The sequence below is a fragment of the Moritella yayanosii genome (genome assembly GCF_900465055.1).
Classification (GTDB): Bacteria; Pseudomonadota; Gammaproteobacteria; order Enterobacterales; family Moritellaceae; genus Moritella; species Moritella yayanosii.
Genome location: NZ_LS483250.1, coordinates 2341317 through 2358129, shown reverse-complemented (window position 1 = coordinate 2358129; position 16813 = coordinate 2341317). Strand labels below are relative to the sequence as shown.

Below are 16813 nucleotides of genomic sequence, written 5' to 3'. Positions count from 1 at the left end.
ATAGAGTGTTCTTGAGTATTCTTGAGGCGAAAAAAACTAGATAATACCTAGTTATTTCAATTGTACGGTCGACTTTAGATTGTATGGTTAAGTGACTAAGCGTATACGGTGGATGCCTAGGCAGTCAGAGGCGATGAAGGACGTGTTAATCTGCGTTAAGCTGTGGGGAGTTGATAAAAAGCATTGATCCACAGATGTCCGAATGGGGGAACCCACCTTACTTTGTAAGGTATCGTAACGTGAATACATAGCGTTACGAAGCGAACCGGGAGAACTGAAACATCTAAGTACCCCGAGGAAAAGAAATCAATAGAGATACCCTTAGTAGCGGCGAGCGAACGGGGTCTAGCCCTTAAGCAGTTTGGAAGTTAATGGAAGGCTCTGGAAAGTGCCACGATACAGGGTGATAGTCCCGTACATGAAAACGACCTTATTGTGAAATCGAGTAGGACGGCACACGTGATATGCTGTTTGAATATGGGAGGACCATCTTCCAAGGCTAAATACTACTGACTGACCGATAGTGAACCAGTACCGTGAGGGAAAGGCGAAAAGAACCCCTGTGAGGGGAGTGAAATAGAACCTGAAACCGTATACGTACAAGCAGTGGGAGCCTACTTTGTTGGGTGACTGCGTACCTTTTGTATAATGGGTCAACGACTTAATTTCAGTAGCAAGGTTAAGCGAATAGCGGAGCCGTAGGGAAACCGAGTGTTAACTGCGCGAATAGTTGCTGGGATTAGACCCGAAACCCGGTGATCTAGCCATGGGCAGGTTGAAGGTTGAGTAACATCAACTGGAGGACCGAACCGACTAATGTTGAAAAATTAGCGGATGACTTGTGGCTGGGGGTGAAAGGCCAATCAAACCGGGAGATAGCTGGTTCTCCTCGAAAGCTATTTAGGTAGCGCCTCGCGTCTAACTATTGGGGGTAGAGCACTGTTAAGGCTAGGGGGTCATCCCGACTTACCAACCCTTTGCAAACTCCGAATACCAATAAGTTCAATCGCGGGAGACACACGGCGGGTGCTAACGTCCGTCGTGGAAAGGGAAACAACCCAGACCGTCAGCTAAGGTCCCAAAGTGTATGTTAAGTGGGAAACGATGTGGAAAGGCTCAGACAGCCAGGAAGTTGGCTTAGAAGCAGCCATCTTTTAAAGAAAGCGTAATAGCTCACTGGTCGAGTCGGTCTGCGCGGAAGATTTAACGGGGCTAAACATACCACCGAAGCTACGGATGCAAAGACGTGTTCTTTGCATGGTAGAGGAGCGTTCTGTAAGCCGTCGAAGGTGAGTTGAGAAGCTTGCTGGAGGTATCAGAAGTGCGAATGTTGACATGAGTAACGATAATGGGGGTGAAAAACCTCCACGCCGAAAGACCAAGGGTTCCTGTCCAACGTTAATCGGGGCAGGGTGAGTCGACTCCTAAGGCGAGGCCGAAAGGCGTAGTCGATGGAAAACAGGTTAATATTCCTGTACTCACTTATATTGCGATGGGGTGACGGAGAAGGTTAGGCTAGCATGGCGATGGTTGTCCATGTTTAAGGTTGTAGGCTGTGTGCTTAGGTAAATCCGGGCGCACTTAAGGCTGAGGACTGATGACGAGTCTCTACGGAGATGAAGTAGTTGATACCCGGCTTCCAGGAAAAACCTCTAAGCTTCAGATATAAGAGAATCGTACCCCAAACCGACACAGGTGGTTAGGTAGAGAATACTAAGGCGCTTGAGAGAACTCGGGTGAAGGAACTAGGCAAAATGGTACCGTAACTTCGGGAGAAGGTACGCCAATGATGGTGAAGGACTTGCTCCGTAAGCTATTGTTGGTCGCAGAGAAATGGTGGCTGCAACTGTTTATTAAAAACACAGCACTGTGCAAAATCGCAAGATGACGTATACGGTGTGACGCCTGCCCGGTGCCGGAAGGTTAATTGATTGGGTTAGACTTAGGTCGAAGCTCATGATCGAAGCCCCGGTAAACGGCGGCCGTAACTATAACGGTCCTAAGGTAGCGAAATTCCTTGTCGGGTAAGTTCCGACCTGCACGAATGGCGTAATGATGGCCACGCTGTCTCCACCCGAGACTCAGTGAAATTGAAATCGCTGTTAAGATGCAGTGTACCCGCGGCTAGACGGAAAGACCCCGTGAACCTTTACTATAGCTTGGCACTGAACATTGAACCTACATGTGTAGGATAGGTGGGAGACTTTGAAGCATTGTCGCTAGATGATGTGGAGTCAACCTTGAAATACCACCCTTGTACGTTTGATGTTCTAACGTAGGCCCCTTATCGGGGTTGCGGACAGTGTCTGGTGGGTAGTTTGACTGGGGCGGTCTCCTCCCAAAGAGTAACGGAGGAGCACGAAGGTTGGCTAAACATGGTTGGACATCATGTGGTTAGTGCAAAGGCATAAGCCAGCTTAACTGCGAGACAGACACGTCGAGCAGGTACGAAAGTAGGTCTTAGTGATCCGGTGGTTCTGAATGGAAGGGCCATCGCTCAACGGATAAAAGGTACTCCGGGGATAACAGGCTGATACCGCCCAAGAGTTCATATCGACGGCGGTGTTTGGCACCTCGATGTCGGCTCATCACATCCTGGGGCTGAAGTTGGTCCCAAGGGTATGGCTGTTCGCCATTTAAAGTGGTACGCGAGCTGGGTTTAGAACGTCGTGAGACAGTTCGGTCCCTATCTGCCGTGGGCGTTTGAGAATTGAGAGGAGCTGCTCCTAGTACGAGAGGACCGGAGTGGACGAACCACTGGTGTTCGGGTTGTCATGCCAATGGCATTGCCCGGTAGCTAAGTTCGGAACTGATAACCGCTGAAAGCATCTAAGCGGGAAGCAGGCCTCGAGATGAGTTCTCACTGGAGCTTTAAGCTCCCTGAAGGGCCGTTGGAGACTACAACGTTGATAGGCAAGGTGTGTAAGTGCTGTGAGGCATTGAGCTAACTTGTACTAATTACCCGTGAGGCTTAACCATACAAATTAAAGTATGATTAATTGAAATTTTGACTTAAGAATAGATTGAACGCACTATTTATCGCAAGATAGGTTTTAAAGACTTCTTTATTTATAGCTTTTCAGATTAACAATAGAAATTAATTTTCTTATAGAAAGCAAACCAGATTTGCTTGGTGACCATAGTGTTGCGGCCCCACCTGATCCCATCCCGAACTCAGAAGTGAAACGTAATAACGCCGATGGTAGTGTGGGGTCTCCCCATGTGAGAGTAGGGCATTGCCAAGCGCCATTTTTATTCAAGACGAAGTCTTGGGTAAACAAGAATAGACTGATGGAAACATTAGCACAGATTGTGCGGAGTGGTAGTTCAGTTGGTTAGAATACCGGCCTGTCACGCCGGGGGTCGCGGGTTCGAGTCCCGTCCACTCCGCCAACAACAACGAAAGCCTGAATCGAAAGATGCAGGTTTTTTTTGTGCCTGAAATTCAGTGGTAAAGTACCGAACAGATTGTGCGGAGCGGTAATTCAGTTGGTTCGACTTGTTATAAAAAGACAAGCGGCCTGTCACACCGGGTGTCGCGGGTTGTGGTTTATAGATAGCCGTCCACTTTTTCTCTTTGCCAACAACAACGAAAGCCTGAATCGAAAGATGCAGGCTTTTTTTGTGCCTGAAATTCAGTGGTAAAGTACCGAACAGATTGTGCGGAGCGGTAATTCAGTTGATTCGACTTTTTATAAAAAGACAAGCGGCCTGTCACATCGGGGGTCGCGGGTTCGAGTCCCGTCCACTCCGCCAACAACAACGAAAGCCTGAATCGAAAGATGCAGGTTTTTTTTGTGCCTGAAATTCAGTGGTAAAGTACCGAACAGATTGTGCGGAGCGGTAATTCAGTTGGTTCGACTTGTTATAAAAAGACAAGCGGCCTGTCACACCGGGTGTCGCGGGTTGTGGTTTATAGATAGCCGTCCACTTTTTCTCTTTGCCAACAACAACGAAAGCCTGAATCGAAAGATGCAGGCTTTTTTTGTGCCTGAAATTCAGTGGTAAAGTACCGAACAGATTGTGCGGAGCGGTAATTCAGTTGATTCGACTTTTTATAAAAAGACAAGCGGCCTATATTTTTCGATGATATTTTATGTTTATAAAAATAGTATGTCATCAAAAGATAACACCTTAATAATCGCTTTTTTTAGTTAATAATATTTTAAGGTTTCAGTTTGTTTTTAATTGAGACTGTCCGTAATTAGTGTAATTTTTATATTCAATGGCTCTATAAATTTTAACAATAACTATAAAACCCTGTTATTACAGATAAAAACATTGCACTAAACTATATGATATTGACAATCATTCTCATTAAGATTATAGTTTTTGTTTTTTAAATATATTAAAAATCTATCGTTACAGGAAGTGACTTTCATGCTTGAAGCAAAGCGGTTGAGTTTTAGCGTTGGCGAACGCAACCTTTTATCCGATTTAACAATGGAGTTCGAACAAGGTAAAGTTTATGCCTTGGTTGGGCATAATGGCTCTGGAAAATCAACGTTACTTAAACTTCTCGCAAATCAACAAAGCGCAACAGATGGTCTTGTTACATTAGATCAAAAACCATTAGTGAAATGGTCTAATAAAGAGTTAGCTCGTCAAATTGCTTATTTACCACAACACCTCCCTGCTACCGATATGCTTAGTGGTCATGATCTTGTTAGTTTTGGTCGTTACCCTTGGCATGGTTTATTAGGCCGTTTATCCGATACAGATAAAGATTGCATTGAGAACGCAATGGAACTGACAGATACGCTGATCTATCGAGACCGCTTGGTAGATACGTTATCTGGTGGTGAGCGTCAACGCGTTTGGCTTGCTATGTTATTGGCTCAAAACACCCGTTACCTTTTACTGGATGAACCTTTATCGGCACTCGATATCGCACATCAAATTGAAGTATTGACCTTGATTCGTAAACTGAGCCAAGAGCTGAATCTAGGTGTCATTATTGTTCTACATGATATCAATATGGCAGCTCGTTTCTGTGATCATATTATTGCCCTGCATTCAGGGAAGCTGCTTAAACATGGCACTGTTGATGAGTTATTAGACGCTGAAACATTAGAGCAAATATATGGCATCCCAATGGCTGTTATGCAGCATTCTGTAGGTTATCCAGTTGCAATGCCTTGCGCTAAGGTTTGTAATTAATGAAATCAATTTTTTTAATATTAGCGTTAATTACTAGCTTTACTTGTTATGCAGATGAAGAGTCTCGAAGCCTAAAAGTATCTGCTAATCGCATTGTTGCTATTGATTGGACTCACGTCGAAACCTTACTTGCTTTAGGTGTTACTCCTTTAGGTATTGCTCAGAAACAAGATTATAACGCTTGGGTTAAAGAACCTAAAATACCAAATGGTGTATTAGATCTAGGGCTTCGCACCCAACCTAATTTAGAACTGCTCGCAGAATTGGCTCCGACTCAAATATTAATTTCTCCAATGTTCAGCGTATTGACCCCGCAATTACAAAAAATAGCAAAAGTGACTGAAATTGGTTTATACAAAAAAGGCAATGTGAATTGGCAGGCAATGGAGAGTATGACGAGAGAGCTTGCGATGAATATTGGCGTTGAAAAAGAGGCTGAACGTTTTATTCTTCAAAAGCGTGATGAGATATTAGCATTAAAGCAGCAAGTTCCGAGTGATTCCCCCCTGTACTGATGGTGCAATTTATGGATGCGAATCACCTACGCGTATTTGGTGATAATAGTTTATATAAAACAGCGGTAAATGAATTAGGGATTGAGAGTGCTTGGCAAGGAACAACTAATCAATGGGGGTTTTCTTTGGTTGGCATTAATGAACTTGTTGGTATTGACGCTCAAATTGTTGTGATTGAACCTCTTCCAATTGGCACTGAGTCTGCTCTTGAGCATAATGAGTTGTGGCAATTTATGAGTAAAGAATCAAGCTATCCCGTGTTAAGAATGCCCGCGGTATGGAGTTTTGGTGCATTATCATCGGCTACGCGTTTTGCGGACTTATTTGTGCGTGCACGGTCTTCTCATTTAGTTGCTAAAAATAGTGGAGAATAAGATGACTGTAACGCCTATTAGATTAACAACTGGCTTACTCGGTTTTGTTATATTCCTATCGGCTTGGCAGTTAATGAATATTGGCCCTTGGCGTGAGAGCATTGAAAGCCTGTGGCACTTCAATCCTAATTCGGTGCAAAGTGTACTGCTGCATTTTAGTTGGTGGCCACGTCTTGTTACGACATTATTAGCGGGAGCAGGTTTAGCCGTTGCTGGTGTTCTCATGCAGCAGGTTTTACGTAATCCTTTAGCTTCTCCTGCAACATTAGGAGTGGCAAGTGGTGCGAATTTGGCTTTATTACTCGCCACATTATTTGCACCGCAATTATTATTGTGGTCACCGTCCGCTGTTGCTACGTTGGGCGGGCTATTTACTATGCTTGTGGTATTTGCGCTGGCTTGGCGTAGGGCATTATCGCCATCAATCGTGATCGTTTCTGGTTTAGTCGTTAATCTATATTGTGGCTCTTTCGCTACCGTATTGTTATTAATGAATCAAGAAGAGCTTAAAGGTTTGATGATCTGGGGGGCCGGTTCACTTGTTCAAAGTAGTTGGGATGATGCGATTTTTTTAGCTCCCCGATTATTCGCGGCCACTATTATTGCATTTTGTTTTGTGCGACCACTCAGTTTACTTGAGCTATCAGATGAAAGTGCACGTAGTTTGGGGATGTCATTAGCTAGATTAAGAATAATCACTTTAACGCTCGCCGTTTTATTAACAGCTTGGGTTGTGAGTACCGTTGGTGTTATCGGTTTTATTGGTCTTGCGGCCCCTGCATTCGTGCGTTTGTTAGGGGTGAGAAGCTTCGCTCATCGTATTATATGGTCTGCAATACTGGGGGCATTATTATTAAGCGTCACGGATCTGCTATTGCAACAATTACCTGGGATTCTGCCTATGCTGATCCCTACGGGTGCCGCAACAGCTATCTTAGGTGCCCCCTTATTATTATGGCTTTTACCTCGATTACAATTCAAATCTCAATCGCAAACACAAACGTTATTATCAAAAAATGGTACCAGCGTAAGTTATTTGTCAGCGAAGCATATGTTGGGATTACTTTTCTTATCATTGGTTTTGTTGCTTGTTTTTAGTTTATTTGGACAGCAAATTGACGGCTGGACCTGGTTAACGGATACGCATAATTGGGACTTATTAGAATGGAGAATACCAAGACTGATTGGTGCCGCTACCGGTGGACTCATGCTTGCAGTAGCTGGGACTGTAATTCAGCGTTTAAGTGGTAACCCGATGGCAAGTCCTGAAATTATGGGTATTAGTTCTGGTGCTGCTCTCGGCCTTATTATTGCTATTTTTTCTGGATTTGGCGCAACTAAACTGGGACTTTATTTTGGCGGTCTGGTTGGTGCTATGTTGACCTTAGGATTGCTCGTTTTACTTAACCGTCGTAGTGGCTTTCAGCCTGAACGTTTATTACTTACAGGTGTGGCGATAACTGCATTAATGGATGGCGTTCAAAGTTTTATTTTGGCTGGAGGTGACCCTCGTAGTTATCAGGTACTTGCTTGGCTATCTGGATCAACATATTACGTCGATGCGGATTCGTTAGTCATGATTGTTGTTTGTGCTGTCGTACTGACTATTGCTGCGCTGAGTTGTAGTCGATGGCTCGATGTTTTACCACTTGGTGCTGAGCAGTCTGCAGCTTTAGGTATCAATGTTAATCGTGCTCGACTGATATTATTAACGCTGGTTGCAGTGCTGACTGTGATTGCCACCTTGGTTGTTGGTCCATTAAGTTTTGTCGGTTTAATGGCGCCACATATTGCTCGCTTGTTTGGTTTTAACAATGCCCGCGCGCATATTCTGAGTGCTGGTATGTTTGGTATGATCTTAATGTTGTTAGCGGACTGGCTTGGCCGCCAATTACTCTATCCACAAGAGATACCTGCAGGTCTAATGGCTTCTATCATAGGCGGGTTATACCTTATGTGGGGACTGCGACGTTTATAAAAACGTGCATTTAGTACTTTAATTATGCTTCATCTTGAATAGAAATAAAGGTGATTATCATTTAGTTATGGCGGATCAAGACCCTCGTTTTAGACATTTCTTCTATCAAACTATCTTACCGTTATTAAAACAGCGCGGTAAGACAATTATTGCAATTACACATGATGATCGTTATTTCAATATTGCAGACCGAGTAATCAAAATGGATAACGGTCAATTAATTGAATTAGATGATCGAGAGTTGGACCGTGCTCAGCAAATTGTTGAACAGCTAATAAATTAGAGATATTTCGTTTTTGTTAATTATTATAACCATATGTATTGGAGTATTTATGTTGTTGAAAAACCAGAGAAAGGATTCATTTGTTAGCCAGAGATTTATTAAGAAGTCTTTGGCAGCAGCGGTAATGATGGGATTAATGGTCAATTCTGTATCAGCAAGTACGAATGAAAATTCGGAACAAGAAATAGTTATTACTGCAGAATTTAGTAATCCAATTGGCCCCGATTTTGGTTATGTTGGTGAAAATAGCATGACAGCAACCAAAACGGATATGCCAATAAGTAAAACGCCAAGAGCCGTATCGGTTGTGACAAGGGAGCAGATGGATGATAGGGCTTCAGTGAGTGTAGCTGATGCGTTGCAATATACTCCGAGTATTCAGGCCAATTTTTATGGTGAAGATAACAAGCAAGATTGGTTTGTTATTCGCGGTTTTAATCAGGCCAATAATGGCTTGTATCAAGATGGTACGAGACTCGACTCGGCTGGTTTTTACACTTATCAGGCTGACACATTCGGCTTAGAGCGTGTCGAAATATTACGTGGGCCGGCATCGGTACTATACGGACAAAATCCTCCTGGCGGTGTGATTAATGTGATCAGTAAACGACCTCAACATGGTGGTAGTTTTGGCTTCGTATCGGTGGACTATGGCACTAATGATCGCCAGCAATTAAGTCTGGATCTGGGTGGTGAGATTACTGACGATATCGCTTGGCGTTTAGTGGCTTTAGGGCGTGAAAATGGCACTGATGTTGATAATATTGAAGCCGAGCGTATCTATATTGCACCATCAGTGAGTATCAACTTTAGTGACAATACTAATCTAACCGTACTTGCGAGTTATCAAAAAGACGATTCAGACCCTTACTTGCAGTTTTTACCGATGGAAGGGTCATTAACTGAAAACGAGAATGGCTTTATTAGTGATGATGTTGCTATTGGTAACCCGGGTTATGAAAAGTTTGAGCGTACTCAAGTTGCATTGGGCTATGAATTTAGCCATAAGTTTAATGAATCAGTTCAGTTTGCTCAGTCTGTACGTTATAGCCAATTAGACATTGATTTAAAACAGATGTATTCGCTTGGTTATGCACATGACTTAGGTTTACCTGACCCCACCGAAGCTAATATAGTGCGAGGTTTATCAAGTGAAGAAGGTAAATCTAAAAGTTTTTCTGCAGATAATCGCTTAATTTACAAATTTAATACAGGTAAATTAGAACACACATTATTATCTGGTATTGATTATCGCTGGCTTGATATAAAAGGACAAAGCTTTGGTGGTAATGTTCTCATCGCTGATGGGAATACGCCTATTCAGATTCCTACTCCATTTCCTAATATATATATTGACACTTATAATCCACTATTCAATCCGTACAATCCGAGCTATACAGACAATGTTGTTTTATTAGACGAGGCGACTTTTCAACCAGTAACAGATGCAGATCGTGACACGACAACAAGCGAAAGGCATCAACTGGGTGGATATTTACAAGATCAAATGATTTTTAATGACGCCTTAGCTGTCACGCTTGGGGTTCGTTTTGATGATACCAAATCGACAATCAACAACGAAACAAAAAATACTAAACAAGAGGTTAGTAACCAAGAGTGGACGAGCAGTGCGGGTGTCGCTTATATATTTGATAATGGTTTAACACCTTACTTCAGTTATGCACAATATTTCCAACCGATTCTTCAGTTGGATAAAAACGATAAGGCGGCAAAGCCTGAACGTGGGGAGCAGTTCGAAGTCGGTCTGAAATATTTACCAGCATCATTCGATGGCTCATTTAATGCGGCGGTATTCCAAATTACCAAAGAGAATATGGCAGCTAGAAATGCGGCGAAAGAATTGTTCCAGATTGGTGAAGTTGAAAATACAGGTATAGAATTTGAAGCGGTTGCAAACATCACCTCAAGTCTGAGTTTAGTTGCCAACGCCACCTTCATGGATACTGAAATAATCAAAGATATCAATCTTGCTAACGTCGGCAATCGACCTGCTCAAGTTGCAAATACACTCGGTTCAGTCTGGGCTAATTATCGTTTCTTTGGTAACAGTCTAGAAGGTTTAGCTATTGGTGTTGGTGGTCGTTATGTTGGCGAGACTTATGCTGATAATATTGAAGCGACAAAAGTACCTGATTTTGCATTAATGGATGCCACGGTGAGTTACACCATTGACAATATGAAAATCCAAGTTGCAGCTAAAAACCTCATGGATAAAGAGTATGTGTCAACTTGTGGTTCTGGTAATTGTTACTATGGTAATCGCAGAAATGTGATTGCGAGCCTTAGCTATGCTTGGTAATTAAATTTCTGAGTTTCCGCAGCTCTAATAGGTTGCGGGTAATGTTTACTACCTTTAAATAAACCTTTGGCGCTTACTAATTATCAGATTTTAGCGAGTGCAACCGGGTAGTTTCTATCATTTGCAATCTCACAAGCGAGTCTATCAATATCACTTTCAGATAACGCGGTAAAGCTGGCATTGACATTCCAGCACTCAGTGAGTTGCTCATGTGAGTAATCAAATAGTTTATGAATAATTTGATCTGCTACGGTAAGTGCTGACGATGCTTTAACGATTTCTGCTCGTGCATATTGTTGTCCCTCAAATGAGACGTCATACGCGCGCAGAGATACATCATTACCTGGGATTTGCTGCGCACCAAATAATGGTCTTCCTGCAATAGTTGCGTTGTTAAAGCTCGGAATAAAATGGCTTATATGCTGAATCGCTTTTTGCGTTCGACTATCAGACTCTTCTGTATCCCAACCTCGCACAAGTTTGTTGATAAAACTGTTATCTAATTTAGGTTGCGCGCTGTCATCGGTACTCTTAGCTAACCCATTTTTAAATAATGTGATCTCTTCTGTCATTCCGTGTAATTGAAAATAACCATTAGGGTAAGGTGTTAATTGTGCCATACCTTCAGGTGTCCCGCGCTCACCGTGAAAGACAACTTCTGGCCAACGCTCACTTTGTTGCCAATGGGTAATATAAGCGGCCTTAAATTCAACCATACGTTCTTTTGGTGTATCCGCCATATCATCAATAATGCCCGTTCTATAACCACAGGCATTAATTAAATAATCAACTTCGGTTGTTGTTTGGCTACCGTTTTCTGTATGTGTGATTAACCAAGTCTTATCCGCGGTGTAAGCGACATTAGTCACTTTATTGTTAACCAGCAAGTTGCAAGATGTTGAGGCGCTCAGGCTAAGCTCTGTGCTTGCGGCGATACGGAATAAACTTAAGCCGTATTCTTGAACCATCAATAATGGGAATTTAACAGTGTCGAAATCAAGTGTCTTAGCAAGCGGGATCATCCAATCAGAGAATTGCGTTATCTCAGACGGCTGTGAAGTATTTTTTAATCGATCGAGCTCATTGCGGGTAAACATCTGATAATAATCATCAGGCTCACCGAGTACTTTATTATTGGCATCAGCTTGAATTAACGCTTTGTAACGTTGAGTGAGTAATTCAAGTCGTGGTAATAATTTTTCTATGTTACTCGCATCGCGTTGAGGGATCGCTATCACGGTCGGGCGCTTATTAATGCAATGCGGGTAGACCCTCATTGTGGCGATTGATTGTTCTAATAGCGTAAGACATTGTTCATCAGAAATGTCTGGGTAAAGATTACCGCCAGCATGTAAATGACAAACTGGCGGACCATTAACTAAGCTAACACCTTCTTCAAATAAGGTGACATTAATGTCTAACCCAGCTAAACGCAGCGCGATCGTGCTACCTGCTATACCACCGCCGATAATAGCAATGCGTTTGAATTTTAGAGTGGAAGCTAGGTTATTGGTCATTTTCTTCGCAACGTATAAATAATGAGATGATTTATTATGCCAATTATTTATACCTGAATGAAACTTATTTTTAGTTAAAGTGCATTTATATTGGTAAATGGTGCTAAGTTTTACGTATTAGCACGAACTTCATCCCGTTGCTAACCAGATCCCGACAAAGAACATCAGTGAGCCGGCAATTTTATTCAATAACCGCACATTATTACTTTTTTGTAAAAATAGACGTAATGTTTGTCCACCACTGGCATACATTAATAAACAGCTGAATTCGGTAATAAGAATAATAGCCACGAGCACTGATAACTGTGGTGTTAATGCTTGTGTGGGATTAATAAAAGGCGGTAATAGCGAGATCATAAATACCCAACCTTTTGGATTCGCAATGGCTGTCACAAAACCTTGGCTAGCTAATTGAATTGGCTTCATCGTACTTTCTGAACTTGGGCTATTAGAGATGATCAGTTTACCTTTTGAACGCCACATCTGGATACCAAGATAGATAAGATAGCTGCCACCGAGGTATTTAAGGGCTGAAAATACGCTTGGATATTTCAACATGATCGTTGCCACGCCAATGACGGCAAAAATTGCAACCAAGCCCACACCTAATAATTCACCCCACATCATGTGAAGACTGCGCTTTACGCCAATCGTCATGCCTAATGTCATCGACAATGTCATACACATGCCTGGTGTAATCGAAACGAAAAAAAAGGTAGGGATAAAAAGCGCTAAAAGTTGTAAATCAATGGCTGACATTAGGTAAATTTAGTTATTGGGATAGCGCTGGATAATACCATTATTCAAGCAGTTTTCTGTATTGAATTGTGGAATGAATATAAATTAGCCATTTTTAACTTTGTGAACTTAATCAAACTATTCATTTTTAAATTTAACTAAGTATAGGTTTAAAAAATTATCCTTAAGCCTATACTTATTAATTCTGCAATTGTATTTAGTATTTAGACTGGAATGACGCTTTAATGATAAAATTTATTACTTCTCCGCAAGACATGCGACTCTCTGATGTTGAAACTGCACAGTATGATCAAATCGTAGATTATGTTACTGAAATCAGCTTGAACTTAATGGCTGTTAAAGTGACGAACCGACCTGAAGATTTTCTTGGTTGGTGTAATGAATTATACAATTATGTACGTTACGGTATAAATATGGATTTGCTTGATGCAAAGCATGAAAAACCGTTACAAAAGTTATTGCAATTATTAGAAAAATCGATCACTTGTCGGCAAGTTAAAACGTCTCGTATTACACCTTGGCCATTTCTGAAGAACTTTTTCCTTGAGCAAGCTGATCGCCAAGCATTAGCTGAGCGTCTTCGTCTGCTCAATTACATCAGTTCTATACGTATCAGCATGTTAGCTGATATGTCTGATCTTGAACGTCTGGCTTTTGCAGGTAAACACTTATCAGCGCATGAACCTGCAAAGTTTGATTTTGATGTTGAACTATTCGGTAGTACCCGAGGTGCTAAAGCGTTGCATGAGTTATTACAACATACCCCGTCTTTACTTGATGATGCGCTATCTGCGATCCCTCTAGAGGGTGAGGTAAGTGAAGCTGACTATAAAAAGTTTGTAACACGTTATACTGCCGCTTTCGCGACATTAGATAAAGCGAAGGCAGGCTTGTTTGCTGCCACACGTTTATTAGCAATGCGTCGACCGGATGTATTCATGGTACTGACTGCATCTAAAGTTGACGCTCTGTGCCAAGGCTTAGGTTTAGTGAAATTAAAGCCGACCGACTTTTCTCGTTATTGGGTTGATATTATTGAAGCGCTGCATCGTCAGCCTTGGTTTAAATCGGCACAACCGGAAGATGTTACTGAACTTGAGCTATGGAATAACCGTGTTGTGTTATTCGATTTGTTCTTTTTTGTAGATAAAGACTTCGCGGAGAAATCAAATTATTTAAAATTGAAGAATATACCTGTGGTTGTTCGTAATTTAACGGGCGGTCGTACCCGTACAACAGGTGTAGTACGTAAAAAGCGAACTAAAGAAAGTGCAATTGAAGTGGTAGACCGTCTATTGGCGGAACCTGACTTACCTGCTTATTTACAAAGTAAACGTGCTTCAATGATAGCCGAAGTTGAAAAAGGTAAAAGTGCAACAGAAGTGGTGCAGTTACTGAGAGCTATCTTTGGTTAGATTGATGGGTATAATCCAAGATATAAAAAAGGCTTCGTGAAGAAGCCTTTTTTAGTATTAGTTTTTGTTAATTAAAGACTAATTAGACCTACTGCTTGCAAAAATACGATTGCAATTGCTACTGGTGATATGTAGCGTAGACAGAACATAACCGCTTTATAAGCACCTTCTGATAAACCAAACTCTTCACGAGTGATTTTCTCATTAACAACCCAACCTACGAGTAGTGCAGTAAATAGACCTGCAAGTGGTAGCATGATGTTTGCTGTTAGTTTATCTAATGCATCAAAGAAGTTCAGACCCATAACAACATCTTGAGCCCAAGGTGCACCACTGAGAGAGAATACTGTTAGCAGTGATAGAGCCCAAATAGTGCAGCCCGCTGCGATTGTAGCTTTAGTACGGCTTAAGCCAAGACGTTCGTTCAAATAGGCTACTGGTGATTCAAGAAGTGCGATCACTGATGTGAATGCAGCAAATGTCACCATGATGAAGAATAGTGTACCAAACAAACTACCTAATGGCATTTGACCAAACGCGATAGGTAATGACACGAATAGTAGACCTGGGCCAGCAGATGGCTCCATACCGTTAGCAAACACGATAGGGAAGATAGCCATACCTGCGATAAGTGCTACCGCTGTATCCATTACTGCGATCCAGATAGACGTTTTCGCGATTGACGTACCTTCAGGCATATATGCACCGTAAACCATCATGATGCCTGATGATAAACTTAGCGTGAAGAATGCATGACCTAGGGCTATTAATACACCATCAATAGATAGTTTAGAGAAATCGGGATAGAACATGAATTGTGCTGCTTCACCAAAGTTACCTGTTGTAGCGGCGTAAACCATGATAATCAGCAATAAGACCAGCAATGATGGCATTAGGTAAGTAACAGCTTTTTCGAGACCAGCATTAACACCACGAATTAATACTAACATGGCGGCTACGATAGTGATTGAAGACCATAGAATCAACTGTGTTGTGTCTGTGATTAAACCAGTGAAAAGTGCACCAATTTCATCTTTATGAGATACTTCAGAACCTGCTGTTGCGAGGAAATCGCCATTGATACCAAAGAAGATATAAGCGGCTGCCCAACCTGCAATAACAATATAAAAGCTGAGGATAAGTGAACCTGCGATAACACCAGAGGCACCAAGTAGAGACCAAATGCTTGAACCGCCTGATTCCTTGGCGATGGTTGCTGACGCATTTGCTGGTGACGTACGAGCTCGTTTACCAATCATGACCTCTGCCATCATCACAGGGATACCAATTAATAGAATACAAAATAGGTAGACAAGTACGAATGCACCACCACCATTTTCGCCCATAATATAAGGGAACTTCCAAAGGTTACCTAAACCTACCGCGGCGCCCGCTGCTGCAAGTACATATTTAAATTCGCTAGACCAGCGATTGTCAATTGTTGTGCTTGTTGTCATTTTCCCATCCAGGGTTGTGTATATCGTTATATACATACTAATAACATACTAATAACACCGATATAAGGACTTTAATTAGAGGATAACTCTAAATCAGTCGTTATTTATTTAGTTAATACTTATGTTTTTATAATTTATAGTCAAACATGTTATTTATATGCTTGTTAATGGTATTAAACGCTAATATTTTTAGATTGTGCTGTATATTGCAGTTTTATGTTGTATTTGCTTGGATGGGCTGTTAATTGTTTGTTTTTCATTCTGTAGCGAGAAATAATTTGAAAAGAAGTGTAATTCTGATTGAACTCAATAATAGTTTGATTTTTCGACGGCAATGTCGACAATAATAGGACATTAATTACGGTAAAATAATGAACCTGAGTTAGTGTCCCTATTCAGGTTCATTGTTATTGTGTTGTCATATCGTCGCTCGACTTAAGCTGTCGCTGCTACTTTCGATAATGTCTTAGCAAGATTTTTGATATAAGTATTTGTTAACGTTTCAAATTCAACTTTAACAACAGGTTTTAAACCGATACCAGCCAGACTTGGTAGTGGAATTGTAATCACAGCATCGGTTAATAAATTAATATCACAACCAGTACTGGTTTCAGTCAGGATCCATTTTCCTGATACTTTTGCACTATTATCTGCCGTGTCACGCGGTTCCCAAATAATCGATTTATTTGCAGCATCACAGGTATATTCGCAGGCATAAATGGTTTGAAGTTGAATCGGACCTAGGCCAATTTTTTTCATTTCCCAGCGGTAAGTATTCGCTGATTCTTTGATCAAGTTGATTAGATCTGGAAAATGACGAGTAGAAGCTGGAACATCAGCTAAAAGATTATAAACAGTATTGATATCTGCAGGTACAGTAAATTTTTTATTTTGTTGTATTTTTACGTCGAAAGCCATTTCAAATTTTCCTTCTATTCATAATAGTGACTACTTCTAAGCTCTATCCTAGAAGTAGTATTTTTATACCGCTACATTGCCCCAGATAATGATTGTTGTCAAGAATGATAAGTTGAA

The 16813-nt window shown here is 41.5% G+C and carries 11 protein-coding genes, 1 tRNA gene and 2 rRNA genes; 10 read left to right on the top strand and 4 right to left on the bottom strand.

The features are described 5' to 3' along the window. The first annotated feature begins 85 nt into the window (after positions 1-85). From MORIYA_RS10890 to MORIYA_RS10850, 9 genes are all read left to right on the top strand, one after another. Positions 86-2979 (top strand): 23S ribosomal RNA (locus MORIYA_RS10890). Between the two features lie 150 nt (positions 2980-3129). Next, a 5S ribosomal RNA gene (rrf, locus tag MORIYA_RS10885) occupies positions 3130-3245 on the top strand. Between the two features lie 71 nt (positions 3246-3316). Continuing rightward, a tRNA-Asp gene (locus MORIYA_RS10880) sits at positions 3317-3393 on the top strand. A gap of 987 nt (positions 3394-4380) precedes the next feature. Then, entirely contained in the window at positions 4381-5160 is a 780-nt protein-coding gene (locus MORIYA_RS10870) for an ABC transporter ATP-binding protein (protein ID WP_112715127.1), read from the top strand. Beyond that, positions 5160-5675: an ABC transporter substrate-binding protein gene (locus MORIYA_RS21065; RefSeq protein WP_197713380.1), complete on the top strand. Its 516-nt coding sequence runs from the start codon at positions 5160-5162 to the stop codon at positions 5673-5675. The genes MORIYA_RS10870 and MORIYA_RS21065 overlap by 1 nt, the downstream gene beginning before the upstream one ends. Positions 5676-5686: 11 nt before the next feature. After that, a complete protein-coding gene (locus MORIYA_RS21060; protein WP_197713379.1) occupies positions 5687-6049 on the top strand; it encodes a TroA family protein in 363 nt (120 codons plus the stop codon). Position 6050: 1 nt separating this feature from the next. Continuing rightward, the gene (gene fhuB / locus MORIYA_RS10860) at positions 6051-8027 is read left to right on the top strand and encodes a Fe(3+)-hydroxamate ABC transporter permease FhuB (protein ID WP_112715125.1); all 1977 of its coding nucleotides are present in this window, start codon (positions 6051-6053) and stop codon (positions 8025-8027) included. Positions 8028-8061: 34 nt separating this feature from the next. Further along, the gene (locus tag MORIYA_RS10855) at positions 8062-8310 is read left to right on the top strand and encodes a hypothetical protein (protein WP_197713378.1); all 249 of its coding nucleotides are present in this window, start codon (positions 8062-8064) and stop codon (positions 8308-8310) included. Positions 8311-8419: 109 nt separating this feature from the next. Further along, the gene (locus MORIYA_RS10850; RefSeq protein WP_232011608.1) at positions 8420-10630 is read left to right on the top strand and encodes a TonB-dependent siderophore receptor; all 2211 of its coding nucleotides are present in this window, start codon (positions 8420-8422) and stop codon (positions 10628-10630) included. 83 nt (positions 10631-10713) lie between these two features. On the opposite strand, the gene MORIYA_RS10845 is transcribed toward MORIYA_RS10850, so the two are convergent. Next, positions 10714-12147, bottom strand: coding sequence for an FAD-dependent oxidoreductase (locus tag MORIYA_RS10845; RefSeq protein WP_112715121.1), 1434 nt, complete (start codon positions 12145-12147; stop codon positions 10714-10716). A gap of 129 nt (positions 12148-12276) precedes the next feature. Continuing rightward, positions 12277-12906 carry a LysE family translocator gene (locus MORIYA_RS10840; protein WP_112715119.1) on the bottom strand — a complete coding sequence of 210 codons (630 nt, stop codon included), beginning with the start codon at positions 12904-12906 and terminating at the stop codon, positions 12277-12279. Between the two features lie 224 nt (positions 12907-13130). Here MORIYA_RS10840 and MORIYA_RS10835 point away from each other — a divergent pair, with 224 nt between their 5' ends. Continuing rightward, on the top strand, positions 13131-14321 hold the full coding sequence (locus MORIYA_RS10835; RefSeq protein ID WP_112715117.1) for a hypothetical protein: 1191 nt from the start codon (positions 13131-13133) through the stop codon (positions 14319-14321). Between the two features lie 71 nt (positions 14322-14392). Here the strand turns inward: MORIYA_RS10835 and MORIYA_RS10830 are convergent, their stop codons facing one another. Beyond that, on the bottom strand, positions 14393-15778 hold the full coding sequence (locus tag MORIYA_RS10830) for a sodium-dependent transporter (RefSeq protein ID WP_112715115.1): 1386 nt from the start codon (positions 15776-15778) through the stop codon (positions 14393-14395). A gap of 435 nt (positions 15779-16213) precedes the next feature. Further along, on the bottom strand, positions 16214-16696 hold the full coding sequence (locus tag MORIYA_RS10825) for an SRPBCC family protein (RefSeq protein ID WP_112715113.1): 483 nt from the start codon (positions 16694-16696) through the stop codon (positions 16214-16216). Positions 16697-16813 lie beyond the last annotated feature (117 nt).